At 63.9% G+C, this 26,987-nt stretch carries 22 protein-coding genes and 1 pseudogene; 6 read left to right on the forward strand and 17 right to left on the reverse strand.

Annotation, left to right across the window (positions count from 1 at the left end; translation table 11 throughout):
* Window positions 1–7 precede the first annotated feature (7 nt).
* The 5 genes from pqqA to ABOC32_RS15125 all read left to right on the forward strand — a co-directional run bounded on the left by pqqA (window position 8) and on the right by ABOC32_RS15125 (window position 4,756).
* Entirely contained in the window at window positions 8–79 is a 72-nt protein-coding gene (gene pqqA, locus ABOC32_RS15105) for a pyrroloquinoline quinone precursor peptide PqqA (protein ID WP_010455123.1), read from the forward strand.
* A 143-nt stretch (window positions 80–222) separates the two neighbouring features.
* Window positions 223–1,386 carry an alcohol dehydrogenase-like regulatory protein ErcA gene (gene ercA, locus ABOC32_RS15110; protein ID WP_086977441.1) on the forward strand — a complete coding sequence of 388 codons (1,164 nt, stop codon included), beginning with the start codon at window positions 223–225 and terminating at the stop codon, window positions 1,384–1,386.
* Window positions 1,370–3,046 (forward strand): PAS domain-containing hybrid sensor histidine kinase/response regulator, encoded by a 1,677-nt coding sequence (locus ABOC32_RS15115; RefSeq protein WP_426807764.1) that lies wholly within the window; start codon window positions 1,370–1,372, stop codon window positions 3,044–3,046. The genes ercA and ABOC32_RS15115 overlap by 17 nt, the downstream gene beginning before the upstream one ends.
* A 137-nt stretch (window positions 3,047–3,183) precedes the next feature.
* Window positions 3,184–3,501 carry a helix-turn-helix domain-containing protein gene (locus ABOC32_RS15120; RefSeq protein WP_426807765.1) on the forward strand — a complete coding sequence of 106 codons (318 nt, stop codon included), beginning with the start codon at window positions 3,184–3,186 and terminating at the stop codon, window positions 3,499–3,501.
* Window positions 3,494–4,756, forward strand: coding sequence for a type II toxin-antitoxin system HipA family toxin (locus ABOC32_RS15125; protein ID WP_426807766.1), 1,263 nt, complete (start codon window positions 3,494–3,496; stop codon window positions 4,754–4,756). Before ABOC32_RS15120 ends, ABOC32_RS15125 begins: the two co-directional genes overlap by 8 nt.
* Window positions 4,757–4,769: 13 nt before the next feature.
* Here ABOC32_RS15125 and ABOC32_RS15130 read toward each other — a convergent pair whose 3' ends face one another.
* From ABOC32_RS15130 to ABOC32_RS15150, 5 genes and pseudogenes are all read right to left on the reverse strand, one after another.
* A complete protein-coding gene (locus ABOC32_RS15130) occupies window positions 4,770–6,041 on the reverse strand; it encodes an OprD family porin (protein ID WP_426807767.1) in 1,272 nt (423 codons plus the stop codon).
* 77 nt (window positions 6,042–6,118) lie between these two features.
* On the reverse strand, window positions 6,119–7,501 hold the full coding sequence (locus ABOC32_RS15135) for a tripartite tricarboxylate transporter permease (protein ID WP_426807768.1): 1,383 nt from the start codon (window positions 7,499–7,501) through the stop codon (window positions 6,119–6,121).
* Entirely contained in the window at window positions 7,501–7,953 is a 453-nt protein-coding gene (locus ABOC32_RS15140) for a hypothetical protein (RefSeq protein WP_426807769.1), read from the reverse strand. Before ABOC32_RS15140 ends, ABOC32_RS15135 begins: the two co-directional genes overlap by 1 nt.
* 102 nt (window positions 7,954–8,055) lie before the next feature.
* Window positions 8,056–8,976, reverse strand: a complete 921-nt coding sequence (locus ABOC32_RS15145) for a hydroxymethylglutaryl-CoA lyase (protein WP_426807770.1) — start codon at window positions 8,974–8,976, stop codon at window positions 8,056–8,058.
* Window positions 8,973–10,265, reverse strand: a pseudogene (locus ABOC32_RS15150) (hydroxymethylglutaryl-CoA reductase, degradative); the annotation flags it as partial. The pseudogene ABOC32_RS15150 and the gene ABOC32_RS15145, both read right to left, overlap by 4 nt.
* Window positions 10,266–10,409: 144 nt before the next feature.
* Between ABOC32_RS15150 and ABOC32_RS15155 the strand changes: the two are divergent.
* The gene (locus tag ABOC32_RS15155) at window positions 10,410–11,777 is read left to right on the forward strand and encodes a PLP-dependent aminotransferase family protein (protein WP_426807771.1); all 1,368 of its coding nucleotides are present in this window, start codon (window positions 10,410–10,412) and stop codon (window positions 11,775–11,777) included.
* 12 nt (window positions 11,778–11,789) lie between these two features.
* Here ABOC32_RS15155 and dsdC read toward each other — a convergent pair whose 3' ends face one another.
* The 12 genes from dsdC to ABOC32_RS15215 form a co-directional block, all read right to left on the reverse strand.
* Complete coding sequence (dsdC, locus tag ABOC32_RS15160; protein WP_086977425.1) at window positions 11,790–12,704, reverse strand: DNA-binding transcriptional regulator DsdC; 915 nt, start codon at window positions 12,702–12,704, stop codon at window positions 11,790–11,792.
* On the reverse strand, window positions 12,701–14,050 hold the full coding sequence (locus tag ABOC32_RS15165; RefSeq protein ID WP_426807772.1) for a D-serine ammonia-lyase: 1,350 nt from the start codon (window positions 14,048–14,050) through the stop codon (window positions 12,701–12,703). The genes dsdC and ABOC32_RS15165 overlap by 4 nt, the downstream gene beginning before the upstream one ends.
* Window positions 14,051–14,084: 34 nt before the next feature.
* Window positions 14,085–15,428 carry a gluconate:H+ symporter gene (locus ABOC32_RS15170; RefSeq protein ID WP_426807773.1) on the reverse strand — a complete coding sequence of 448 codons (1,344 nt, stop codon included), beginning with the start codon at window positions 15,426–15,428 and terminating at the stop codon, window positions 14,085–14,087.
* Between the two features lie 139 nt (window positions 15,429–15,567).
* A complete protein-coding gene (locus ABOC32_RS15175; protein WP_426807774.1) occupies window positions 15,568–16,704 on the reverse strand; it encodes an MFS transporter in 1,137 nt (378 codons plus the stop codon).
* Between the two features lie 1,344 nt (window positions 16,705–18,048).
* Window positions 18,049–18,771 (reverse strand): peptidase, encoded by a 723-nt coding sequence (locus ABOC32_RS15180; RefSeq protein ID WP_426807775.1) that lies wholly within the window; start codon window positions 18,769–18,771, stop codon window positions 18,049–18,051.
* Window positions 18,772–18,844: 73 nt separating this feature from the next.
* The gene (locus tag ABOC32_RS15185; RefSeq protein ID WP_426807776.1) at window positions 18,845–19,624 is read right to left on the reverse strand and encodes a transglutaminase family protein; all 780 of its coding nucleotides are present in this window, start codon (window positions 19,622–19,624) and stop codon (window positions 18,845–18,847) included.
* Entirely contained in the window at window positions 19,621–20,571 is a 951-nt protein-coding gene (locus ABOC32_RS15190; protein ID WP_043195880.1) for an alpha-E domain-containing protein, read from the reverse strand. Before ABOC32_RS15190 ends, ABOC32_RS15185 begins: the two co-directional genes overlap by 4 nt.
* 3 nt (window positions 20,572–20,574) lie before the next feature.
* Window positions 20,575–21,984 (reverse strand): circularly permuted type 2 ATP-grasp protein, encoded by a 1,410-nt coding sequence (locus ABOC32_RS15195; protein ID WP_016486198.1) that lies wholly within the window; start codon window positions 21,982–21,984, stop codon window positions 20,575–20,577.
* A gap of 628 nt (window positions 21,985–22,612) precedes the next feature.
* Entirely contained in the window at window positions 22,613–22,984 is a 372-nt protein-coding gene (locus tag ABOC32_RS15200) for a RidA family protein (protein ID WP_426807777.1), read from the reverse strand.
* A 28-nt stretch (window positions 22,985–23,012) separates the two neighbouring features.
* Entirely contained in the window at window positions 23,013–23,708 is a 696-nt protein-coding gene (locus tag ABOC32_RS15205) for a DUF3726 domain-containing protein (RefSeq protein ID WP_426807778.1), read from the reverse strand.
* Between the two features lie 2 nt (window positions 23,709–23,710).
* The gene (locus tag ABOC32_RS15210) at window positions 23,711–25,405 is read right to left on the reverse strand and encodes a hypothetical protein (protein ID WP_426807779.1); all 1,695 of its coding nucleotides are present in this window, start codon (window positions 25,403–25,405) and stop codon (window positions 23,711–23,713) included.
* A 26-nt stretch (window positions 25,406–25,431) separates the two neighbouring features.
* On the reverse strand, window positions 25,432–26,982 hold the full coding sequence (locus tag ABOC32_RS15215) for a BCCT family transporter (protein ID WP_426807780.1): 1,551 nt from the start codon (window positions 26,980–26,982) through the stop codon (window positions 25,432–25,434).
* Window positions 26,983–26,987: the final 5 nt, after the last annotated feature.

Here is a 26,987-nt window from a genome sequence, read left to right on the forward strand (position 1 = left end):
ACTGCCCATGTGGAATAAACCCGCCTTTACCGACCTGCGCATCGGCTTTGAAGTGACAATGTACTTCGCCAATCGCTGATGTGCCACCCGGCCACTGCTACGGTGGCCGGTTCCTCTGATCGCCCGTGGCTGATCCAGTGCTACTCGTTGGTCTGGTTGCTTTCGCTGCGGGATGCTTTACGCTGGCGGTTACCTTCCAGAACAATAAGAACAGGCTTGCCAATGAGCCAGAGTTTCAGCCCGCTTCGCAAGTTCGTATCGCCTGAAATCATCTTTGGTGCCGGTTGCCGGCACAACGTCGCCAATTACGCGAAAACCTTCGGTGCCCGCAAGGTGCTGGTGGTCAGCGACCCAGGCGTGATCGCCGCCGGCTGGGTGGCGGACGTGGAGGCCAGCTTGCAGGCCCAGGGCATCGATTACTGCCTGTATACCGCCGTGTCGCCCAACCCGCGGGTGGAAGAGGTGATGCTCGGCGCCGAGATCTACCGGCAGAACCACTGCGATGTGATCGTCGCCGTCGGCGGTGGCAGCCCGATGGATTGCGGCAAGGCCATCGGCATCGTGGTCGCCCACGGGCGCAGCATCCTCGAATTCGAAGGCGTGGACATGATCCGCGTGCCCAGCCCGCCGCTGATCCTGATCCCGACCACGGCCGGCACCTCGGCGGACGTGTCGCAGTTCGTGATCATCTCCAACCAGCAGGAGCGCATGAAGTTCTCCATCGTCAGCAAGGCGGTGGTGCCGGATGTGTCGCTGATCGACCCGCAAACCACCCTGAGCATGGACCCGTTCCTGTCGGCCTGCACCGGTATCGATGCGCTGGTGCATGCCATCGAAGCCTTTGTTTCCACCGGCCACGGCCCGCTGACCGACCCCCATGCGCTGGAAGCCATGCGCCTGATCAACGGCAACCTGGTGGAGATGATCGCCAACCCGGCCGATATCGGCCTGCGCGAGAAGATCATGCTGGGTAGCATGCAGGCAGGGCTGGCGTTCTCCAACGCGATTCTGGGCGCGGTTCACGCCATGTCCCACAGCCTGGGCGGCTTCCTCGACCTGCCACATGGCCTGTGCAACGCCGTTCTGGTGGAGCACGTGGTGGCGTTCAACTACAGCTCGGCGCCGGAGCGTTTCAAGGTGATTGCCGAAGTGTTCGGCATTGATTGCCGTGGCCTCAACCACCGGCAGATCTGCGGGCGCCTGGTGGAGCACCTGATTGCCCTTAAGCACGCCATCGGCTTCCATGAAACCCTGGGCCTGCACGGGGTGCGCACCGCGGATATTCCGTTCCTGTCGCAGCATGCAATGGATGACCCGTGCATCCTCACCAACCCCCGCGCGTCGAGCCAGCGTGATGTCGAGGTCGTTTATGGCGAGGCCCTCTGACGAGCAGCAGCGGGCACTGGCCGGGTTGCTGGGGCTGGGCGACCACTCGGCGCGCAAAAGCCATTACCCGGAGCTCTCTGCCCGCCTGGACGAACTGGAGGCCGAGCGCAACCGCTACAAATGGCTGTTCGAGAACGCCGTGCACGGGATTTTCCAGGCCAGCCTGCAGGATGGCATGCGTGCCGCCAACCCGGCGTTGGCGCGCATGCTCGGCTACGACGACCCGCAAGCAGTGCTGTTTTCCCTGACCGACCTGGCCGCCAACCTGTTCGACGGCGGTGCCGAAGAGTTGCAGGCGATTACCGCGATCCTGGCCCGTGAACGCAGCCTGCACGGCTATGAAACCCGCTTGCGACGCAAGGATGGCAGCCACCTCGATGTGCTGATGAACCTGCTGCTCAAGCCCGGGCAGGAAGGGCTGGTGGAGGGTTTTGTCGCCGACATCACCGAGCGCAAGCTGGCCCAGCAGCGCCTGCAACAACTGAATGACGAGCTGGAGCAACGGGTCGCTGCACGTACCGATGAATTGCTGGAGGCGCGCGATGCCGCTGAAGCTGCCAACCGCAGCAAGGACAAATACCTCGCTGCCGCCAGCCATGACCTGCTGCAACCGCTGAACGCTGCCCGCCTGCTGATCTCCACCTTGCGCGAGCGGCCATTGCCAGAGGCCGAGCACGTGCTGGTGGAGCGTACCCACCAGGCCCTGGAGGGCGCCGAAGACCTGCTGACCGACCTGCTGGACATTTCCCGGCTCGACCAGGCAGCGGTGAAACCGGACGTGGCCGTGTACCGCCTCGATGAACTGTTCGCGCCACTGGTCTCGGAGTTCCGCTCGGTGGCCGACGCGGAAGGCCTCAAGCTGCATGCACGCATCCCGGACTGTGCCATCAGTACCGACCTGCGGCTGATGACGCGCATCCTGCGCAACTTCCTCAGCAACGCCTGCCGCTACACCGACGAAGGACGGATTTTGCTGGGTGCCAGGCGCCGGGGTGGCCATTTGCGGCTGGAAGTGTGGGATACCGGGCGGGGCATTGCCGAAGACCGGTTGCAGGCGATTTTCCTTGAGTTCAACCAACTGGACGTCGGTCGCGCAGCAGATCGCAAGGGCGTGGGGCTGGGGTTGGCCATCGTCGAGCGGATTGCCAAGATTCTCGGCTACCGGATCCAGGTGCGTTCGTGGCCGGGGCGTGGCTCGGTGTTCAGCATCGAGGTACCGCTGGGTAAAGAGGTGCCACTGGCCGTTCACCCGGCTGTGCCGCTGCCAAGCGTCGGCAACCCGCTACCGGGCCGCCGCCTGCTGGTGCTGGACAACGAAGTGAGCATCCTCGAGAGCATGGGCGCGCTGCTTGGGCAGTGGGGCTGCGAAGTGGTGACCGCGACCGACCAGGCAGGTGCCTTGCTGGCCTTGCAAGGGCGGGCCCCGGAATTGATCCTGGCCGACTACCACCTGGACCATGGCGTGGTGGGGTGCGAGGTGGTCAGGTATTTGCGTGAGCATTTTGCGGTTGCCATACCGGCGGTGATCATTACCGCAGACCGCAGCGATCAATGCCGGCGGGGCTTGCAAAAACTGGGGGTGCCGCTGCTGAATAAGCCGGTCAAGCCAGGCAAGCTGCGGGCGGTGTTGAGCCAGTTGCTCCCACCTGACCTGCGTTGATTGCAAGGCAAACACAAGCCCTGTAGGAGCAGCCTTGTGCTGCGAAGAGGCATTGCAGCCGAAGATATCTTGATGCTGAACGCCGAAAATCCTATAATTTGGGTGTTATTCGCTAATTTTGATGGTTAGTACACATTATGCTGGATTTAGGCTTCAGCAAGCCCGGCGAAATCGTCAGGCGCCTTTGCGAGCGTTTACGCACCGAGCGCCTCGCTTTGGACATGACACAGGCTGAGTTGGCCGGCCGGGCCGGTATCAGCGTCAACACCGTGTCCAACCTTGAAGCCGGTCGAAATGTCGGGTTTGAGAATCTTGTCCGCGTGGCGATGGCGCTTGGGCGCGTCAAGGAACTGGAAGGCTTGTTCCTTCCCCGGCTCGACAGCATCGAAGACATTCGGCGCTACGAAAACAGCGCCAAGCGTCTTCGGTCAAAAAGGAAGCCTGGCAATGCTTGAACAGGTGAACGTGTTCTACGAGGGTTGGGGGGAGCGCTGGCAATGGGGCTCACTGGCCGCTACGACAGCCCTGACAGCTCGCCCGTTGATTGTGTTCGAGTACAGCGACGAAGCCAGGCGAAGAGGCCTGGAATTGTCCGCCTATACACTGCCGTTGCAGGGGCCGACGTTACGCAGGGACTTCCCCGGTCATCAGCTTCACTTGCCAGGGCCGGTGTACGACGCGTTGCCCGACGGGTGGGGCATGCTGCTGATGGATCGCATGTTCAGGCGACGCGGGCTTAACACGGCGCGTATCGGCGCACTGGAACGGCTGGCCTACATCGGTGGCAATGCAATGGGTGCCATGAGTTTCGAGCCCGTTGCACCTGAAGGGTTGCTACCGGAAGTCCATGTGCCACTGGAAAAGCTCGCCGCCGAAGTGGCGCAGGTGCTTCAGGGTGAGGGTGGAGAGTTCCTGCAGACACTGCTGCTAGTCGGCGGTTCGCCTCAAGGTGCCAGGCCCAAGGCCCTGGTTTATCGCAACCCTGAGACTGGCGGTTTTACTACTGCTGCGACCCCAGGCTTGGAGGCTTGGTTGGTCAAGTTCCCGGCCAAGGATGAGCATGCCGAGGTGTGTGCCATCGAGATGGCCTACGCCGAATGCTTGCGCCGCTGCGGTATCGAAACCCCCGACACGCAGTACTTTAGCTTGCCCAATGGGCTTGCGGCATTTGCCAGCAAGCGTTTTGACCGGCAGCAGGGGCTGCGTGTACCAATGCAAAGCCTCGCGGCTTTTACGGGGGCCGATTTTCAGTCCCCCGGGGTTCTGGACTACGTCAATTTCGTGCGGGCAACGCAGATGTGTACCCGTGACGTGCGTGAAATGGCGATAGCGTTCGAGCGTGCCGTCTTCAATATTGCATTCAACAACAGAGACGATCATCCCAAGAACTTTGCGTACCTCATGTCGCAGCAAGGCCACTGGCGACTGGCGCCGGCCTACGATGTGACGTTCTGCGAGGGACCTGGCGGGTATCATCAGATGGATGTGATGGGGGAAGCGCTGGCCATTTCCCGCACGCAAGTGCTCCGGCTTGCGGAAGAGGCCGAAGTGCCCCGGGACGTTGCCTGCAAAATGATCGACCGCATTTGTGATGTGGCCAATCAGTTTGCAAGCGTTGCCGGCCAGCTGTACCCAGGCGGCATTACGAGCGATACCTTGCGCACGGTTCAGGGACGCATTGATCAGAACGTCGCTTTACTGCGTCGCTGAATATCCGGCGCATTTACAAGATCGAAAACGGATAGCTCACGATCACCCGGTGCTCATCGAACGCATTGCTGTGCTCATCGAACGCATTGCTGCTGAAGTCCCGGCGCAATGTTGAACTGCGCCACCTCACAGTCAGGTCACGCAAGGTACCGCTCTGGATTGTGTAGGCCAGCTCGGTTTCGCGGCCCCATTCCTTGCCATCGCGCATGCTGCCGATGTGCACGTTGTCACCGCTGATGTAACGGGTCATGAATTGCAGGCCGGGCAGGCCGTCGACCGCGAAATTGTGGTCGTAGCGCAGCTGCCAGGAGCGCTCGTGGGCGTTGTCGTAGCTGGAGTTGTAGCTGTCGTTGGCCAGGCTGGTACCGGCAGTGCCGTTGACCCGCATCCAGCCGGTGTCGCCACTGACCCGTTGCAGCCCGAGGTAAAAGGTATGGCCGCCGGTACGGGCCGAGAGCAGCAGCGAGGTGGTGCGGTTGTCCATGGCACCCGCCAGCGAGCGGCCACTGTCGTTGCCGACGAAGTAGCCGAGGTTGGCCCCCAGGGTCCAGTTGCCCACGGCCTGGCTGTGGATCAGGTTGTAGTACTGCTGGCGGTAGATGTCTTGCAGGTCCGAATGCCAGATTGCCAGCTGGGTGGCCTTGTCGTTGAACAGGTATTCGGCGCCGAGGATGTCCAGGCGGTCGGAGGTGGCGGTGGGCCTGCCGGCCATGAACAGGTCCTCCATGCTGGCGTCGTTGCGTGGGCTGTTGCCGCGAAAGCGCGCGCCGTAAAGGGTCAGGTTGTCGATTTCGCGGGAGGTGAGCTGGGCGCCCTGGAAGGTCTGGGGCAGCGAGCGACCGTCGTCCGAACGCAGCACCGGCAGCATCGGCGACCACTCGCCAGCCTTCAGCTCTGTGGCTGAAACGCGTGCCTTGAGGGCCACACCCAGGCGGCCGAAGTCATCCGCCGGGCGGCCATCGTCGTGCACCGGCAGCAACTGGGTACCGGCAGTGCCGCGGCCGCCGTCGAGCTTGACCGAGTACAGCCCCAGCACATCCATACCAAAGCCGACCACGCCCTGGGTAAAGCCGGAGCGCGCGTCGAGGATAAAGCTTTGCGTCCATTCCTCGGCCTTGCCCTGGGGGTAGGCCGGGTCGACGAAATTGCGGTTGATGTAGAAGTTGCGCAAGGTCAGGCCGACCTTGGCGTCTTCGCTGAAGCCTTCGGCCTGGGCGCTGCCGGCGCCAAGCAACAGGCAAGCACAAGCCGCCGTGATGCGGCAAGGGGGGCAAAGGATATTCATTGTTGTTGTTCCTTTCTTGCAGGCGAGTGAAACCACGCAGCCGCAGTGGCTGCGTGGCAGAGCAGGGGAGGGTCAGTTCAGCCGAACAGGGCGACGATGGCCGGCACGCTGAGCACGGCCGTGTAGTAGCCCATGAATTGCACGCCGATGTTGAAGCCGATGAAGCGGTACAGGAAACCACCCAGCAGGCCGACCGTGAGGATCACCAGCAGGCCCAGCAGGCCGCCTTCCCACAGGCCGATCACCAGGATCAGGCCGACGAAGGTGGCGATCACCGCTTCGTGGCTGATGCGCCGGGAAACGAACGAAGCGGCGCGGTGGGCGAAGTTCATCGAGAAGGGGTAGGCGATCAGGATGGCGATCACCACCGCGAGCATGCCGTAGGCGAGGAACTCGCTTGCGCTGAGCAGGTTGTGCAGGTTGTTCACCTGCCCGCTGGCGCTGTCCACGGTGAAGCGTGGCGGGGCGTTGAACAGCGGTGCGGCCGGCCCGGCGGCTACCGGGCTGAGCGGCAGGCCAAAGGCAATCAGCGGGATCAGCGCCTCGGCAATGTAGGTGGACTCGGTAACTCCATTGCGCACGCTGATGACCGTGGTCAGGCGGTGATAGGCGTGCTTGATGCGCGAGCCCACCACCTCACCGAGGATCACCGTCATCGCCACCGGGCTGAACACGAAGGTGGCACTGGACACCGTGGCGGTGGCCAAGGTCCAGCCGGCCTGGCGGCGGTCGAGTACCTTCAGCGGGTTGGGGAACCAGCCCCCCCATCCCTTGACGTCTGGCGACAGGGCAAAGGTGCGTCGCTCGTTGCGCTTCATCCGCGCCCGCTCTGCCGGGGCGAGCATGGCGAACAGGGCGGCGATCAGCGGGCCGATGGCGATGCCCAGAAAGTAGCTGACGCTGAGTTTGACGCCGTGCTGGCCGGTGAGGGTCTGCAAGGCGATGATCACCAGCACGAAGGGCAGCAGCGCCAGCACCGAGGCCCAGCGGCCGGCCGAGAAGTAGGCAATGGTGGTGGCGGCGGCGAGGAACACCCAGGGCGCGGCCTGTTTGATCGCATCGCCGAAGGGCGCCAGCAGCACGGCGAACAGCACCGCCAGCGGGACGGCCACCAGCGCGGCGATCACCGCACCGGAGATCATCTTGCGCAGGGCAATGTGCGGCACGCCAAGGTTGCGCAGGAAGTTCGCTTCGCGCATCAGTGGGGTAGCCATGGTGTCACCGGGGATGCCCAGCAACGCCGTGGGCACCGCGTGGGTCATGTGCTTGGCCACCGCGCCGGCAAGGAAGAAGGTGAACACCCCGGCTGCGGGCACGCCCAGCAGGACCACCAGCAAGGTCAGCGGCGCCAGGGTGGTGGTTTCGTCGCTGCCGGAGATCAGGCCGATGGCAGCAAACACCACGGCACCGATCACGCCCATCAGTACGGCTATCAGAACCTGGTCGAACAGGGCGTCCATCAGGCGGCACCTCGCTTCAGGGTGGCGGTGCTGGTGCAGGCGACGCCTGCGTTATCGGGTTCGGCTTCATCGAACAGGCGCTCCAGGCCCAGTTCACGCAACTCGTTGCGTACCTCTTGCGGCAGGTCGCTGAGCTGGCCGATGCCGCCGTATTCGCTGCGCAGCTCTTCGATCACTTGCTGGCGCCAGGCAGGGTCGGCGACGTGCTCGACCACATGGCGCTTGGGCTTGAACAGGCAGGCGCTGACCCCGCCGCCCAGCAGTGAGCCAAGAATGCCCAGCAGCATCGCGTAGGCGCGGGCCATCTGGCTGGACTCGACCCAGCCGGTCAGCAAGTGTTCGGCCAGAAAGAACGTGCCCAGGCTGCAGGCGGCGCCGATGGCGATGGCGGCGAGCAGGTGGCGGCTGTCCACGGTGTCGCCCCAGACTTCATACAGGTTGTCGTCAGCCATGGTCCACCTCCGGGGGGAGGGGCTGCAGGCGGCATTCAAGGGTCATTGGTTTTCTCCTGCCCTTGCGGGCTTGTTGTTTTTGTTCGGGAGCTACGGGTGCGATCAGTGCTGGCTGGCGCTCCTTGCCGCCAGGGCGAGGCCGGCGCGGGAGCGGTTGGCGGTGCCCAGCTGGGCGCTGATGTGCACGCCAACCCGTGCCACGGCCTGCAGGTCGACACCGGTGCTGTAGCCCAGGCCGTGCAACAGGTACAACAAATCTTCCGTGGCCACGTTGCCGCTGGCGCCAGGCGAGTAGGGGCAGCCGCCAAGGCCTGCGACCGAACTGTCGAAGGTGCGTACACCTTGTGCCAGCGCGGCATGAACATTGGCGATGGCCATGCCCCAGGTATCGTGGAAGTGCCCCGCCAACGCTGCCACCGGCACGTGCTGCGCGCAGTGCTCGAACAGCTGCGCGGTGGCGTCCGGCCTGCCGGCACCGATGGTGTCGCCCAGGCTGATCTCGTAGCAGCCCAGTTCGTGCAGGCGCCGTGCGATCTTGGCCACGGCCTCTGGCGCCACCGCACCACTGAACGGGCAGCCGAGCACGCAGGATACATAACCGCGTACTTGGATTGACGCTTGCCTGGCGGCTTGCAGCACCGGGGCGAAGCGTTCGAAGCTTTCATCGATGGAGCAATTGATGTTGTTACGCGAGAACGCCTCGGAGGCGGCGGCGAACACCGCCACCTCGCGGCAACCGGCCCGCTGCGCGGCCTGGAAGCCTTGCAGGTTGGGCACCAAGGCTGCATAACGAACCCCGTCGTTATCGGGCAACTGGCGTAACACCTCCTCGCTGCCGGCCATTTGCGGCACCCAGCGCGGCGACACGAAAGCGCCGGCTTCGATATGCCGCAGGCCGGTGGCCGCCAATTCGCCGATCAAACCCACGCGGGCGGCCACCGACAACGGCTGGCGCTCGTTCTGCAGGCCGTCACGCGGCCCGACTTCAAACACCTTTACCGCTTGCGCCGGGGCCATGGTCATTCGCCGCGCTTCTGTTTCAGCAGCGCTACGGCGCGGTCGGCACGCACATCGTGGTTTTGTACCAGTTGCCGGGCAACCCAGTCCACCTCATCGCCCCGGGCGCCCGCGACCACAGCGATATTGCGCGCATGCAGGGCCATGTGGCCGCGCTGGATGCCTTCGGTGGCAAGGGCGCGCATGGCCCCGAGGTTTTGCGCCAGGCCCACGGCCACGGCAATCTCCGCCAGGTCCTGGGCGGTTTTCACCTGCAGGATGCGCAGCGACAGTTGCGCCAGAGGGTGCGTTTTGGTGGCGCCGCCGACCAGGCCCACGGGCATCGGCATTTCCAGGGTGCCGACCAGGTGGCCGTTACCGTCCTTTTCCCAGGTGGTCAGCGAACCATAGTGGCCACTGCGGCAGGCAAACGCATGGGCGCCGGCTTCAACGGCACGCCAGTCGTTACCGGTGGCGACGATCAGCGGGTCGATGCCGTTCATGATGCCCTTGTTGTGGGTGGCCGCGCGGTAGGGGTCGACCGCCGCGAAGGCGTAGGCGTCGAGGATGCCTTCGATCACCGCCTCGCCGCTGAACTCAGCCGTTTTCAATTGTTCAGGGGTGATGCGCACCTGGGCCCGGGCCAGGCGCAGGTCGGCCAGGTTGGACAGAATGCGCAGGCGTACCTGGCCCCCGGTGATCGCTTCCATCAGCGGCGCCACGGCCTCGGCCATGGTGTTCACGGTGTTCGCACCCATGGCATCGCGCACATCGACGATCAGGTGCGCCACCAGCATCGGGCCGCGTGGGGTATCGGCGAAGGTGTGCACTTCGATGTCCCGGCAGCCGCCACCGAGGCTGTTGAGCAACTGGTCCTTGCGGTTGGCCAGCTCAATGATTTCGTCCTTGCGCCGCAGCAGGCTCAGGCGCGCATTGAGCGGGTCCTGCACGCCAACGATCTGTACCTGGGCACGCATCAGTGGGGCGCTGCTGGAGGTGATGAAGCCGCCATTGGCGCGGGCCAGCTTGGCCATGTACGAAGCCGCGGCGACGATCGAGGGTTCTTCCACCACCAGCGGCACCAGCACATCGCGGCCGTTGATTTGGAAGTTGCTGGCCACGGCAAAGGGCAGTTCAAAGGTGCCGATGACGTTTTCGATCATGCCGTTGGCAATGTCCATCGGCAGGGCGCCGGGGTTGGCCAGCAGGCTGACGTCGTCGTGGCTCAGGCCGAGTAGCTGGCCGATATGATCCAGGCGTGCGGCAGGGGACAGGTTGCGGAAAGCGGGCAGGCGGGAGTCGAGGCTCATGAAAGCTCCGTTGGAGTCATTGTTGTTGGGCGGCGGCTTGAGCGCGTCGCCGGCTTGGTGCTAAATGTGCAGCCACTGTGCCCTTGATTAAAGGTACAGTTTTGCCCAACAGTACCCAGACTGTACCCCTGACAGCCCAGGAGCCCGCCGATGCCCCGTGTCACCCTTGCCCAGCAGGTCGCCGATGCGGTTGAGCAGCAGATCCGTACTGGGGTGCTGAAGGTCGGCGATCGCCTGCCGTCGCTGCGCGAATACATGCGCTTGCATGGGCATTCGAAGAATACGGTGATCACCGCTTACGAGATCCTCGCCTCCAAGGGGCTGGTGGAGGCGCGCCACGGCCAGGGCTTTTTCGTCGGCGCGCAGGTGCAGGCCGCCGAAGTGGATGAGACACCGCCTTATACCCGGGCGATGGACACCATCTGGATGATGCGTCAGCAGTTCGTTCGCGAACCCGGGCTGGCGCCGCTGGGTGAAGGTTTTGCGCCGGTGGCCTGGCTGCAGGACATGCGCCTCGACAAGTTCACCCGGCAGGCCATGCGCAGCGGTGCCGGCAACCTGTTCCGCTATGGCAACCGCCTGGGCAATCCGGGCCTGCGCCAGAGCCTGGTGCGCAAGCTGGCCAGCTACGCCATCAGTGCCACGCCCCGGCAGATCGTGACCACCCACGGTGCCAACCATGCGCTGGACCTGATCATCCGCCGCTTCGTGGTGCCGGGCGACGCGGTGCTGGTGGAAAACCCGGGGTACTACCCGCTGTTCGGCAAGCTGCAACTGCACGGCGCGCGGCTGCTGAGCGTTCCGCGCCTGGCGGATGGCCCGGATATGGACGCGCTGGAGGCCCTGCTGCGTGTCGAGCGGCCCCGGTTGTTCTTCATCCAGTCGGTGTGCCACAACCCTACCGGCTCGGATATCTCCCCGGCCAAGGCCCACCGGCTGCTGCAACTGGCCGAGCGGCACGACTTGCTGCTGGTCGAAGACGATGCCCTGGCCGACTTCAAACCCAGCTCTGCGCTCAAGGTGGCAGCGCTCGACCAGTTGCGCCGGTCGCTGTACATCGGCAGTTTTTCCAAATCGGTGTCGGCGGCCTTGCGGGTGGGTTACATCGCAGGCAGCAAGGAGGCCATCGACGAGTTGGCCGACCTGCAGATGATGCTGCACACCAGCTGTTCGGAACTGTGCGAGCGCACGGCGGATGTGATCCTCAGCGAAGGGCATTTCCTGCGGCACCTGATGCGCCTGCAGGACCGGGTGCGGGAAGCCACTGCCGGTGGCTTGCGGGTCCTGGACGAACTGGGGGCCGAAGTGTTCTGCCGACCGGAACAGAGCCTGTACCTGTGGGCGCGTTTTCCCGGGATCGAAGACACCGCGCTGCTGACCCGCGAAGTGCAGGGCAAGGGGGTAATGCTGGCGCCGGGGGCGATCTTCCAGACGAACCAGAAGGCTGTGACACCCTGGACCCGACTGAACGTGGCCTATCTGCAGGAGCCGGTGTTTGCGCAGTGCATCCGCGCCTGAACAAGGCCGCTCCTACAGGTCAGTGCAGGCTTCTTTCACGAGCCAGTCGATCAACACCTGCAGGCGTTTGGGCATCGGGTCATGATGCGGGTAGACCAGGTAATAGCCATAGTTGGGGGTGTCGACGAAACCACCGAACGGTAGAACCAGTTCACCGTGTGCAATACGATCTTTGACGAGCTGTTCGCGGCCGATGGCGATACCTACGTGATTCAACGCGGCGAGCGTGCACAGGTCGGAGCGATCGAAGGTGAGGAATCGGCGCGGGAGGCTGATACCCGCACCTGTGGTGTTGGCCCAGAGCTGCCATTCTGCATCGAATGCAGCGTTGTCCCAGGCCGCTACGTCATGCAAGGCGGTGCAGTGATCCAGCGGGTGCAGGTCACCGGTCAGTGCATGGGTTTCTGCGTAACGGGGGGAGCACACCGGGGCGATCCGCTCGTCCATCAAGTGGATGCTCTGCAACCCCGGGTGATGGCCATCCGAATAACACAGGACCAAGTCGATCTTGCGTGTGCGGTAATCGATGCTCTCGTTGCCCACCCTGATATCCAGCTGGATATCAGGGTAGCGGGCGGTGAACTGCGCCAGCCGCGGCACCAGCCAGCATTGTGCGACTGACGGGCGCACATACAACGTCAGCTGGCCGGCGATTTCGGCGTGCGCACGTTCCTGCACGGCCTCGCTCAGCTCATCCATGGTCCGTTGCATGACCGCGAACAGGCGCTCGCCGTCTTCGGTGAGGCTGACCTTGCGCGGCATGCGATGGAACAACTTGAGCGCCAGCTCGTCTTCCAGGCGATTGATGCGATGGCTCACGGCACTGGCCGTCAGGCACAGCTCATCGGCGGCGCGCGAGAAGCTCAAGTGCCGTGCCGCCACCAGAAAGACATGCAGGCTGCCCAGGTGCGAGCCATTGAGTTTCACGGCGCCGCCTGCACGCTACGCCCCTTCGCCAGATAGGCGTTGAATTCATCAATCGGCACCATGCTGCCACCCGTTCCCCAGACGAGGTGGGTAGCCTGCTGCAACTGGGCTGGGGTGAAGCCCTGGCGAGCCAGGTACTCGCCTGCTTGCAGCACCCGCAGCATACCGGGTACGCCGGCCAGGGCAGAGGGTTCCAGTTTGACCTTGTCCTGCTCATGGGCGATGACCATCAAGCGGTACAGTTCCTCGTCGGTCACGGTGTAGTAACCATCGATCAGCCGCTGCATGGCTTTGCCGACAAACCCTGATGGGCGACCGACCGCCAGGCCGTCGGCGGCGGTGATGTTGTCGATGCCGAAGTCCTGCACGCTGGTTTCGTCGTGCAGGCCGGTATAAACACCCAGCAGCATGCAGGGGGAGTGGGTAGGTTCGGCAAAGATGCAGTGCACGGCATCGCCGAACACCAGCTTCAGCCCGAATGCGACACCACCCGGGCCGCCCCCTACGCCGCACGGCAGGTACACGAACAAAGGATGATCTGCGTTTACCTGGATGCCGGCCTGGTCGAACTGCCGCGCCAACCGTTCGGCGGCCACGGCATAGCCGAGAAACAGCTGTGGGGAGTTTTCGTCGTCGACAAAGTAGCAGCTGGGGTCTGAAGCCGCCTGCTGGCGGCCTTGCTCGACCGCCACGCTGTAGTCGGAGGCGTGTTCGACCACCGTGACGCCGTTGGCGCGCAGCTTGTCCTTCTTCCATTGCCTGGCGTCAGACGACATGTGCACGCTCACCTGGAAGCCCAGCTTGGCACTCATGATGCCAATCGACAGCCCCAGGTTGCCGGTCGAACCCACGGCGATCTTGTACTGGCTGAAGAATGCACGGGCCTGGTCGCTCGCCAGCTTGGTGTAGTCATCTGTTGGCGTGATCAAGCCGGCCGCCAGGGCCAGGTCCTCGGCGTGCTTGAGCACTTCATGGATGCCGCCCCGGGCCTTGATCGAACCGGAGATAGGCAAGTCGCTGTCCGCCTTGAGCCACAGGCTGCCTGCATTCTGTAGCGATCCTTCGTCGATAAGCAGCTGGCGCAGCTGCGGTAGCGGGGTGATGTGCGACTCGATGACCCCGCCGGCCGCTGCCGTCTCGGGGAACACCGTGGCCAGGTAAGGCGCGAACCGCAGCAGCCGCGCGCTGGTGGCTTGCACGTCGGCCGCTGTCAGGCCCACGTCGTGCAGGGCTTCTGCAGCCTTGGCGATGCCAGGGTTGAACCAGCTGGTTTGTTTCAGGGCAACCAGCTCGGCGATGATCGGGTGGCTTTGTTGCCAGGCTTCCAGGGTTTTTCCGTGAATCATGATTTCACCTGTAGTGCGGTATGTGCAGAGTAGATCAGACAATCTTCGAAAGGAGCAGGGTCAGGCACAAGGCGACTACCGAGGCCAGTACTGTAGCGGCAGTGAACTTCTTCAGTGCATCACTCAGGGAAAGGCCCAGGTATTCCTTCACCACCCAGAACGCAGAGTCGGTGATGTGGGTCCAGCCGATGGCGCCGGCGCCGATGGCGATCACCAGGATTTCCCGGTTGTATTCCGGGTGCTGGCCAAGGATCGGCATGACCATGCCGGCCGCGCTGATCATCGCGACGGTGGCCGAGCCAACGGCAAAGTGCATGATCCCGGCGATCAACCAGGCGAGGATGATCGGGTTGAGCTGCGTCTGGTTCAGCACATCGGCCAGTGCCTTGCCGATGCCGCTGCCCACGAGCATGTCGTTGAAGGCACCACCGGCACCGATGATCAGCAGAATGCCGGCCAGGGGAGGGAAACAGCGCTGGGTCAGGCTCAGCAGGTGTGCCATGTCCAGGCCGCGACGCAAGCCCAGTGCCCAGTAGGCGAACACCACCGACAGCGTCAGGGCAATCAGTGGGCTGCCCACGAAGGCCACCCACTCGTACAGCGCAGAGCCCTTTTCCAGAACCGTAGCGGCCAACGTTTTGCCGACCATCAACACCAGTGGCAGCAGTACGGTGGTGAGTGTGATGCCCAACGCGGGCATTGCCTGCTCTTCTGCTTGAGCCACCGTGCGCGCAGACAGGAAGGCCTGCTGGGATTCGCCGGCTTCACGGCCACAGGTGAAGCGAACCCACACCGGGCCCGCGATGATAGCGGTCGGAAGGCCAACGATGAGGCCGTACAGGATGACAGTACCGATATCCGCATTGAGCATGCCGGTGATGGCCGTGGCGGCCGGGTGTGGCGGGAGAATGCAGTGCACCACCATCAGCGAGGTGGCCAGCGGCACGCCAAGGTACAGCATGCTGATGCGGGTTTGCCGTGCCACCACGTAGATCAACGGTATCAGCAGGACGAAACCGACCTCGAAGAACACCGGGATACCGGCGATGAAGCCGACGAGCATCATTGCCCACGAAGCATTGCGTTCACCCAGCCTGTTCAGCAGCGTGGTGGCGATGCGCCTGGCGCCCCCGGATTCTTCCAGCAGTTTGCCGAGGATACTGCCCAGGCCGATGATGCCGGCAAGAAAGCCCAGCGTGCTGCCCATGCCTTTCTCGAATGCGGCCACGATTGCCGTGGGCGCCATGCCGGTGCCGACACCGACCACCAGGCTTGCGGCCATCAAGGCCAGAAAGGGGTGTACTTTAAGTTTGCTGATCATGACGACGATCAGGAGTATCGCGGTGCCCAGGACGAGTAATGAGAACGTTGGAGTCATCGTGTGGTTTTCTCTATCGCTGATCGCTTCCGTGCGAGCTTCTTGTTGGTTTGCACCCATTAGATTTCAGCGATTTGATCGACTCAAACGATCACTCCTCACCCCATAGGTGAGCCCATGTCATGCATGGCACCAGCCTTCATTGCCGCGCCGACCAGGCACAATTCAACGCCGCCACCGCAACCGCCAGTGCCGCCCCGGCATAGGCCCAGATCGCCGGTACCTGCGGCAGCAATACCCCCGCAAGCATCGGCCCGAGCCCGGCACCGATGTCGCGCCATATGGCGTTGCCGGCCAGTGCCTGGATGCGTTGTTGCGGGTTGCGCAGGGCGACCAGCGTCATCACCAGTGGCAGTTGCAGGGCGCGCAGCACCAGCACGAAAAACGCGCCGATGAACAGCCAGTGGCTGCCGAACAGCAGCAGCGCCAACGATGTGGCCAGTGACAGCGCTACCAGCATGCGCAGCGGCCCGAAGCGGTCGGCCAGGCGCCCGCCGAAGGGGCTGAAGAGCATTTCGCTGAGGTAGCGCACCGCCATCAGCACACCCGCTGCCAGCACGCCGGACTCACCCAGGTGGGTTTGGGCGTAAAGCGAAAGGCCAAAGATGAACAGGCCGTCCAGGGTCACCCCTTCGATGAAGGACCAGGTGGCGATGCTGTCTGGCAGGCGCAGCCGTCGGCCACCCCGGCTGGCAACCGGGTGACCGGTGCAGGGCAGGGCACGCGCACGCCACAGCCCGAACAGGGCGCTGATGCACAGCACGAAGAACACACTGCGCGGGCCGTAGGCCTGGGTCATCAGCGCACCCAGCGGCAAGGCCAGCATTGGCCCGATGGAAATGCTTGCCCGCGAGCGCCCGGCACGGCGGGCTGCACCCTGTGCTTCGGCGGTGGCGAGGGTCTGGGTGCTGAGGTTGAAGGTGGCGAAGCACAGGCCCCAGACCAGGCGCAGCACCAGCAGTGCGGCGAAACCGGTCAGCACCGCGTTGCCCAGTGCACACACGGCGGCAGCAAAGGCGGCGAGGCTGCAGGCCGCGCGGTCACCATGGCGGGCATAGAAACGCACTACCCAGCCGTAGCCGATGATGCGCACCAGGCGGTTGGCCGCAAGCAGAATGCCCGCCTCGGCCAGGGTCACGCCGAAATCGGCGGCGTACATCGGCAGCAGCAGGTAGAGCAGTACGTCACTGGGCAGGCACAGGCTGAGTACCTGGGCGGCATTGCGCGAGTCTTGGTCGGCGCGGTGGGTTTGCACCGGTGTGGCAGCGGACGACATGACAGTCTCGTGACAGGGGCGAGGGCGCAGGATAACCCACGGTGTCTAGAACATTGCAATTGCCGTCACGGACGTGTTGCCAGTACTGGCCTCTTCGCGGGCTTGCCCGCTCCCACACGGGGGGCGGGGCCCCTTTTAGATTTTCAGCCAGGCAGCTGGTCCAACTGACTGTTTCGATTCCAAGGCAAGCACAGCACCTGTAGGAGCAGCCTTGTGCTGCGAAGAGGCCATTGCAGCCAAAGATGATTTTCAGCCCTACCGGCCTCTTCGCAGCGCAAGGCTGCTCCTACCTGGTGATGCGGTAGCCTGAGTGATGGTGCCAGACAGTTGCTCCCAAGGCGCAGGATAACCCACGGCGTCTCGAGGATTGCAATTGCCGTCACGGACGTGTTGCCAGTACCGGCCTCTTCGCGGGCTTGCCCGCTCCCACACGGGGGGCGGGGCCCCTTTTAGATTTTCAGCCAGGCAGCTGGTCCAACTGACTGTTTCGATTCCAAGGCAAGCACAGCACCTGTAGGAGCAGCCTTGTGCTGCGAAGAGGCCATTGCAGCCAAAGATGATTTTCAGCCCTACCGGCCTCTTCGCAGCGCAAGGCTGCTCCTACCTGGTGATGCGGTAGCCTGAGTGATGGTGCCAGACAGTTGCTCCCAAGGCGCAGGATAACCCACGGCGTCTCGAGGATTGCAATTGCCGTCACGGACGTGTTGCCAGTACCGGCCTCTTCGCGGGTTTGCCCGCTCCCACACGGGGGGCGGGGCCCCTTTTAGATTTTCAGCCAGGCAGCTGGTCCAACTGACTGTTTCGATTCCAAGGCAAGCACAGCACCTGTAGGAGCAGCCTTGTGCTGCGAAGAGGCCATTGCAGCCAAAGATGATTTTCAGCCCTACCGGCCTCTTCGCAGCACAAGGCTGCTCCTACCTGGTGATGCGGTAGCCTGAGTGATGGTGCCAGACAGTTGCTCCCAAGGCGCAGGATAACCCACGGCGTCCCGAGGATTGCAATTGCCGTCACGGACGTGTTGCCAGTACCGGCCTCTTCGCGGGCTTGCCCGCTCCCACACGGGGGGCGGGGCCCCTTTTAGATTTTCAGCCAGGCAGCTGGTCCAACTACTGTCTCGATTCCAAGGCAAGCACAGCACCTGTAGGAGCAGCCTTGTGCTGCGAAGAGGCCATTGCAGCCAAAGATGACCTGCAGCCCTACCGGCCTCTTCGCAGCGCAAGGCTGCTCCTACCTGGTGATGCGGTAGCTTGAGTGATGGTGCAACACAGTTGCTTCCACTGTGGGAGCGGGCGAGCCCGCGAAGAGGCCAGTGCGGGCAGCAGAGATTTTGAGCAGTTTGCTTATTCAGCCATAAGGCGGCGCTGGCAGTTCGGCCAGCAGGGTTTTCAGGCCGTCACTCCACTGCCTGCGAATCTGCTGGTAATAGGCGTCGTCGCTGGTGATGCGCTGGCGGGTCGTGCTTTCCAGGCTGTTATTGCGGTACACCAGCAAGTCCAGTGGCATGCCCACCGACAGGTTGCTGCGGATGGTGGAATCGAACGAAATCAGGCCGCAGCGCAGCGCTTCATCAAGCGGCGTACGGTAATCCAGGTTGCGGTCGAGGATTGGCCGGCCGTATTTGCTTTCGCCCAGTTGCAGGAACGGGGTGTCCGGCGTGGCCTGGAAGAAATTGCCTTGTGCGTAGACGTTGTAGATGGCCATGGGCCCGCCGGCTATCTGGCCGCCCACAATGAATGAACTGCTCAGGTCGACGTCGGCGGTAAGCTTGCTGCGGTCACGGCTGACCACTTCACGCAGGGTGTCGGCAACCAGCACCGTAGCGTCGTAGAGCGTGGCAACGTTCAGCAGATGAGGGCCGCTGCCTTGGGTACGCTGGCGCAGCAGGTTCACCACCGACTGCGAGGTTGCCAGGTTGCCGGCGGTCTGCAGCACGATCAGCCGCTCGCCCGGCACGCTGAAGACGAACAACTTGGCAAAGGTGGAGATCTGGTCGATGCCGGCGTTGGTGCGTGAGTCGCTGATGAAGACAAGCCCGTCCTCAAGATGCATGGCGACGCAGTAAGTCATGCGGTTTCCCTTGTGATGCGTGTGGAGTGGCCTTGCCGCACCCACGCGGCAAGACCGGCCTGCAGCAAGCCCGTCACTGGCGATGCACGTGGACGCTGGCCTGCATGGCTTCGGCGCCACCGCCGCGGCGTACGCCCCTGACCGGGCATGCATCGAGATAGTCCAGGCCGACCGCCAGCTTCAAGTGTCGTTCCGGCCGCGTCAGGCGGTTGGTGATGTCGAAGCTGTACCAGGCGTCATCGACCCAGGCCTCGGCCCAGGCATGGCTGGCCAGGTGCTGTTCGTCCTCGGTGCACAGGTAACCGGACACATAGCGTGCCGGCACCCCCAGGCTGCGTGCGCAGGCCAGGAAGGCGTGGGTGTGGTCCTGGCACACGCCGGCGCCACCGCTGAACGCTTCGATGGCCGTGGTGCCCACCGACGTGGCCCCGGGGCTGTAGGGCATGTGCTCGGCCAGGCCTTGCATCAGCCCGATCAGCGCTGCCCGGTCGCGGTGGCTGCCACAGTGCTGCGCGGCGAAAGCAATGAGGGCCTGATCGGCCAAGGTCAGGTGGCTGCCGCGCAGGAACGGCAGGGGTGACTGGCCCTCGGCTTCGTGTTCGCAGTCCGGGTCGATCTCGACCTGGCCGCGGGCGGTCAGTGCCAGGTGGCCATGGGGTTTGTCCAGGGTCAGCACATGCAGGATGTTGCCATAGGGGTCGATCTGGCCCTTGACCTTGCAGGGCAGGTCCAGTTGCCAGTCATTGATGCGCTGGCGTTCGCTGCTGCGCGGCGTCAGGCGCAGGAACTGGATGCTGTTGCTCACGTCGCTGGCGTAGCTGTAGGTGGTGTCGTGGCGAATGGACAGTTTCATACAACCTCCAGGTAGGAGTGATGGACGGCCTGGCCCAGTTGGTTGACGCGGCCGATGAAGTCGCTCAGCCAGGGATGCAGCCCGGCGTCGAGTATTTCGTCGATGGCGGTGTAGCGCAGGCGCGCGTTCAGTTCGGCGGCCATGCGCTGGGCGGCGCGGCCGCTGCTGCCTGGCAGGCCGGCCAGAATCATGTCCAGTTCCTCGATGCAGGCATGCAGCGAGCGCGGCACGTCCACCCGCAACAGCAACAGCTCGGACACTGGCCGGGCACTGGGCGCGGCGCGGTACAGCTCGTTGAAGGCTTCGTACGAGGTCAGCGCGCGCAGCAGGGCGCTCCACTGGTAGTAACCGCGGGCGGAGCTGTCGCTGACCTCTTCGGAGGCCTCGCCGAACATTTCGTAGCGCGCATCGAGCAGGCGCAGGGTGTTGTCCGCCCGCTCCAGGAAGGTGCCCAGGCGAATGAAACTGTAGGCATCGTTGCGCATGATGGTGCCGGAGGTGGCGCCGCGGAACAGGTGCGAGCGTTCCTTGACCCAGTCGCAGAACTGGCTGATGCCATAGCGGCCAAGGCCATTGCTGGCGATGTTGCGCATTTCGATCCAGGTGGCGTTGATGTTCTCCCACATGTCGGCGGTGATCCGGCCGCGCACTGCATGGGCATTGGTCCTGGCGGCCTGCAGGCAGCAATAGATGCTGCTGGGGTTGGTCGCGTCCAGGGCAAAAAAGTGCAGCATGCGCTCGGTGTCGAGCTCGGTGTGCCGGCGGATGTAGTCGTCCAGCGTGCCAGAGGCCAGCAGCGACATGGCCAGCTCGGCATGGCCGTCGCTGCGCCCGGCCTGGGGCATCAGCGACAGCGAATAACTGACCTCGAGCATGCGTGCGAGGTTTTCTGCACGTTCCAGGTAGCGGGACATCCAGTACAAGTCGGAAGCGGTTCGCGAAAGCATGGTTCAGTCCTCTACCACCCAGGTGTCCTTGGTACCGCCGCCCTGCGACGAGTTGACCACCAGCGAGCCTTCCTGCAAGGCCACGCGGGTCAGGCCGCCAGGCACCAGGCGCGTTTCACTGCCCGATAGCACGAACGGGCGCAGGTCGATGTGGCGCGGCGCGATGCCGCTGTCGACGAAGGTGGGGCAGGTCGACAGGCACAAGGTGGGTTGCGCGATATAGGCGTGCGGGCGGGCTTTGATACGCGCGCGGAAGTCCTCGATCTGGGCGCTGGTCGACGCCGGCCCCACCAACATGCCATAGCCACCGGAGCCCTGGGTTTCCTTGACCACCAGCTCGGGCAGGTGGGCCAGGACATGGGACAGGTCCGCAGGCTTGCGGCACTGCCAGGTCGGCACGTTGTTGAGGATCGGCTCCTCGCTCAGGTAGAAACGGATCATGTCGTCCACATACGGGTAGATCGACTTGTCGTCGGCCACGCCTGTGCCGACGGCGTTGGCCAGCACCACATTGCCGGCGCGGTACACCGAGATCAGCCCCGGTACGCCCAGCGTCGAGTCAGGGTTGAAGGACAGCGGGTCGAGGTAGTCGTCGTCCAGCCGGCGGTAGATCACGTCCACCTGCTGGGGGCCGGCCGTGGTGCGCATGTAGACATGCTCGTCACGCACGAACAGGTCTGCGCCTTCGACCAGCTCGATGCCCATTTCCCGGGCCAGGAAGGCATGCTCGAAGTAGGCGCTGTTGAAACGGCCTGGGGTGAGCAGCACGGCAGTGGGGTTGTCCAGCGGGCTGGCGCTCTTGAGCGTGTCCAGCAGCAGGTTGGGGTAATGGTCGATGGGCGCGATGCGCTGGGCGGCAAAGAGTTCGGGGAACAGGCGCATCATCATCTTGCGGTCTTCGAGCATGTAGCTGACGCCGCTGGGGGTACGCAGGTTGTCTTCCAGCACGAAGTAGCTGCCATCGCCGTCACGCACCAGGTCGACACCGGCGATATGGGCATACAGCCCACGGTGCAGGTCCAGGCCCTGCATGGCGATCTGGTAGCCCTCGTTGGCCAGTACCTGCTCTGGCGGGATGATGCCGGCCTTGAGGATGCGCTGATCGTGGTAGATGTCCTGCAGGAACAGGTTCAGCGCCTGCACCCGCTGGATACAGCCACGCTCGACGGTGCGCCACTCGCTGGCGCGGATGCTGCGCGGGATGATATCGAAGGGGATCAGGCGCTCGGTGTCCTGGCTATCGCCGTACAAGGTGAAGGTGATGCCTGCACGGTGAAACAGCAGGTCGGCCTCACGCCGGCGCTGTTCCAGCAGCTCCAGCGGGGTGTTGGCCAGCCAGCGGGCGAACTCCTGGTAATGCGGGCGGCAACTGCCGTTCGCTTCGTACATTTCATTGAAAAAAGCCCGGGACATACCCACTCCTTGCCGCCGTCGCCGGCAGCTTCATTGCCGTTCTTCTACGTTTTTCAGGGTGCTGCCTTGCTGGGGTAAGTGGGTGCTGTGTCTGGCGTGAGCCTCGGTTGCTATGGATTGCCTGTGCGTTGAGCACACACAACCTTTGCAATGAAAGTGCCGAAAACACTTGGATGTGCCGGGAATGCGGGAAATGCGGAGGGCACGACTGAGCGCCGCTGTCTGGCTGCTTTGGCCGATGCATCAAAAAAGGGCGGTTTTGATTGGATTGAGGGTTTTGAACCGAGATGGGGCACAGGCCGGTGCCTGGCGGGGGAGGCGTGAGGTCTTCTGGGTGCATGTCTTGCGGTCGATGTGGTGCGTACATCGAGCGCCGCCCGCGCGGCGCATCGCGAGCTGCGCTCGCTCCTACGTTTGTTTCGGGCCAGTAATGCCTGTGACAGGCGCGCGCGACCGCCTTGTTGATACAACTCGATATCGAGGCATGCGCCAAAGCGTCCGCGCGCAATTCCCCCAGGAATAATTGGCCCGAAACAAACGTAGGAGCGAGCGCAGCTCGCGATGCGCCGCGCGGGCGGCGCTCGATCGCACAGACGCTGAAAATCTCCAGACGAGCGCCTCACGGCCCTCAGAGACAGGCGTACACCACCAGCTCCACCAGCATTTCTTCGCGTGCCAACCCTGCCACCACGATCGCCGCGCGGTTGGGGTAAGGGGCCTGGAAGTAGTCGGTATACAGGCTGTTGACGGTGGCCAGGTATTTACGGTCGGTCACGTAGATCAGCACCTGGGTCACGGCATCCAGCGAGCTGCCGGCGGCTTCCAGCGTATGGCGCAGGTTGTCCAGTGTCTGGCGGGCCTGTGCCTCGATGCCGCCGGCAACCACCTGGCCCTGTGCATCGATGGGGATCTGGGCGGTGTAGAGCGTACCGTTGCCGACCACCGCCCACTCCAGGGGGGCCCGGGAGGCGAACAGCTCGGTCTTGATTGCATGTTTCATGGGTTGGTTTCCTGAGTGTTGAGCCGCTTCAGTCAGCATCGCTGCCGCCGCCTGCGCCATGGCGGCGCGAGGCATCGGTGCTTTCGACGAGGATGTGTTCGGCCAGCTGCTTGAGCCGTAGCCAGGTGTGTTCGTTGACCGTAAAGCCTTGCTGCAAGGTGCTTTGCGGGTTGGCTGGCGCCGTTGCAGTCTGGCCTGGCCGGCTGAACAGCACCGTGACGCTTTGCTCGGCCGCGTCAATGGCGCCGGGCCGGGCTTCACTGCGCAGTTCCGGGCGCTGGATGCCGGCGGTAAAGTCGGCCAGGTGGCACTGACGGGCGTCCTCCCAGCGGGCTTGCACGTGCAGCCCCTGCACCGCTGCCCGGCTCAGGTAACCCAGCAGCAGCAAGCGGTTGTGGCAGTGGTGGATGCGCAACTCGGTGTGGCCACGGCGCATGGCCTTGGCGGCCGCCAGTTCCACCGCTGTCGCGGCGCAGCGCAACACGCTCTGGCCCTTGGCGTCGATCACCAGCAGGGCGTCATCCTCATGGCTCAGGGTGTACGGCTGGGCAGCTTCGGCTTGCAGGTAGCGCAGGGCCTTTTCCAGCGCACCGAGGCCATCCAGCCCTTGCAATTGCAACCAGCCCACCAGCTCGGCGGCATCCTCGCAGTCGCCGGGGGCGAAGCCCATGCCTTCGAAGGCCTTGCGGCACATCACCTGTATTTCGTTAAGCGACACACGCATGGTCAACGCTCCCCTTGCGGCATGACCGCGAAATTCCAGTCGTCTGCGAACGGCTGGCCGATGTCGCTGACCAGAGGTGCGCCCTGGAACAGCGTGATACGCACCCAGCGGCTCGACTTGGGGTCGAACTTGCCCGCGCCGAAAAACGCCAGTTTGCAGCGCAGCAGGTGAATCGGCAGCATGTCCCGTGCCAGCAGGTTGGCGCGGATTTCACCGTAGGTCGTCTGGGCCATGCCTTGCAGGCGGCGCACCGTGCCCTTGAGCGCCGGTTGGGCGATCAGGAAGTGCGCGGTCAGCGCCTGGGGCTCCAGCTGCAGGTGTTTCAGCAGTGCGGCGTGGCACTGCTGGATATTGCGGGCAATGCCTAGCTGCATTTCTTTTTCGGCCCCTGGTTCCTCGGCGCGCATGCCCAGGCGTGGCTCCTCCTTTTCGGCCGAGCGGTACCAGAAGAAGTGCTCGGCATCCACGGCACTGAAGTCGTAGCCCAGCGCCCAGCCGTACTGCTGCTCGATGAGCTGGCGCAGTTGCCCAAGGGGCATCTGCGCGTCCAGCTGCCAGCTTTCGTTGACGCCCATGTGCTCGGCCAGTGGCGTGACCTGCTCGGGGTACAGCTCCAGCAGCAGGCTTGCCAGCAGTTCCTGGCAGCCCACCCCCGCCTGTGCCTCGGCCCAGGCCAGCAGGCGCGACCAAAGGCCCGCGCCGGTGGCGTGTGCGCCAAGCCAGGTGGTCAGCAAAGCAAGCTCGGCCAAGGTTTGCAGGTTCTGCTCATGCTGGCGCTGGTCTTCGGTCCGGGACTGTTCCAAATGCAGGCGGGCGCGTGCCAGCAGTGCCTGCAGGCGCAGCAACCGGTCAGGGTCGGCCGGCTGCGCCAACACCAGGGCCAGGGCGTTTTCCCGGGTGCGGATCCAGCGTTCCACCAGTTGCGGGTGGTTGATCAGGAACGGGGCCATGCCCAACCCGGTCGCGTTGCCAACCCCCAGGTAGCGTTGCAGGGCCGGCGCCAGCTGCACTGCCCGCTGCGGGTCGAGTGCCTGGGCCATGTGGTTGATCTGCTCGATGCTGAAGTGGCGCAGCAGGTAGACCGTGAACATCTGCGCGCTGAACGGCTGGTTGAAGTCGGGGTTGTCCTGCAGGCAGCCAAAGTCGGCGATGCCGAACTTGCCGTTGCCGTACACCGCCGTGGTGCGATACAGGTAGCCGACCTCGGCCAACTGGTGTGGGTCGGGCTGTTGCCCCTCCGCCAGCGCTGCCAGGAACCGGTCGAAATTGCGCAAGCTACGGTTGGCCCGTGACAGTACCAGCACGCGGGCATCGAAGCGGCCAGCCTCCTGCAGCGGCACGTTACGCTGCAGGTCGGCCAGTTGCTCGGCATCGACATCGCCATTCACCAGCACGAAGGTGACGTCCCACTGGTCGGCGATAACCCGGTCGCTGCGCTTTTCCGGCGGCAGGTAGGCCGAGAAGATCACGCAGTGGTAATGGCCATTCGGCGTGTCGATGCGGTAGATCGCGGTGCCGAAGCCTTGGCCGTCAAGGTCGAAGCAGCTGCGCTGGATGTGCCAGTTTTGCTGCATCATCCGCCGCATGCTGCTGCGCACGAAGCTCAGCGGGCTCTGGAAGTGGCTGCCCAGCCGGGCCAGGTCCATGACCTGGCTGGCAGGGCGCAACGCGGGTATTGCAGGCACGTTGTTTGGCATTGTTGTTGTACCTGGATGGATCATGTTCAGACGCCTTGTTCGCGGGCCATGTGCCGGGCGATGCGCACTGCATCCCACAATGCTGGCAGGATCACCAGCGACACCGGCACCGCGGTAATGACAATGAAGGACTGCAGGGCCGTCACGCCGCCTGCGCCGATGGTGATCAGCACCACCGCTGCCAGGCCCATGCCGATGGCCCAGAAACCGCACAGCCATTTTTTCGGTTTATCGTTGCTGGACATCGCCAGCGCCACGGTGAAGGCCATGGCATCGCCATTGGTGGCCACCGAGATGAAGCTCAGGAACAGGAACAGCGCGCTGATCAGGCCACCCAGTGGCAGGTTCTGCGTCACCCCCAGCAGCAGGTCTTCGGGCTGGCTGCCATGGGCGGTGACGATGCCGGGCGTCTGCAGCTCCAGGCCGATACCGGTGCCGCCCACCACGGTGAACCAGAACATGGTCACCAGCGGCGCGATGATCGACAGTGTCATGATGATCTCGCGAATCGTGCGGCCCCGCGAGATCCGCGCGACGTACAGTGCCACCATGGGCGCGTAGCCGATGAACCAGCCCCAGTAGAACACCGTCCACCAGTCCAGCCACTTGGGGTCGGCGCGGAACATCGCCATCGGGATGAAGTGCTCCACATGCAGGGCAAAGGCTGCCGGGAAGCCGCCGAGGATGAACAGCGTCGGCCCGAACACCACCATGAACAGCGCCAGGCCGATCATCAGCCAGACGTTGATCTCGCTGACAAAACGGATGCCTTTGAGGCCCACCAGGCACGAGACGGTGTACATGGCCGTGACCAGGACAATGGTCAGCGACTGGGTGACGATATCGTTGGGCAAGCCCCACACCGCATGCATGGCGCTGCTGATCTGCAGGCCGAGGAAGCCGATCGGGCCGATGGTGCCGGCGACCACGGCGATGATCGAGGTGGCGTCGGCCAGGGTGCCGATCGGGCCTTTGAGCGCCCGCTCGCCGAACAGCGGGTAAAGCAGGGTGCGCGGCGCCAGTGGCAGGCCTTTGTCGTAGTGCAGGTGCATCAGCACGATTGCCAGCAGGCTGCCCAGCACAGCCCAGGCCAGGAAGCCCCAGTGCACGAACGATTGCGCCAGTGCCGCGGTGGCCGCCGCTTCGCTGTGCGGTTGCACGCCAGCGAACAAGGGGGGCGGGCTGGCAAAGTGCATCATGGGTTCGGCAGCGGCCCAGAAGGCGCCGCCACCAGCCAGCAGGGCGCACATGATCACTGCGATCCAGTTGAAGGTGCTGATGTCCGGGCGCTGGGTGACGCCGCCCAGGCGCACGCGCCCGCACCTGGAAAAGCCAATGAACAGGCTGACGGCAAAGGTTGCCAGCATCAGCACTTGCCAGTAGAGGCCAAAGAACCTGGTCGACCAGGCGAACAGGGTATTGACCAGCGCCGACACGCTGTCGATGTCGATCAGTGCCGCCAGCAGGAAGGCGCCGAGGAACCCGCCGCTGATCACGAACAGCGGCCAGTCGATGTCGCGTGCCATTGGCAGGCCCATGGCCTGGCCTTCAGCCTGCAGGGTGGTTGGGTTTTTCATGAAGC

The sequence above is a fragment of the Pseudomonas sp. WOUb67 genome (genome assembly GCF_050058005.1).
GTDB lineage: Bacteria > Pseudomonadota > Gammaproteobacteria > Pseudomonadales > Pseudomonadaceae > Aquipseudomonas > Aquipseudomonas putida_R.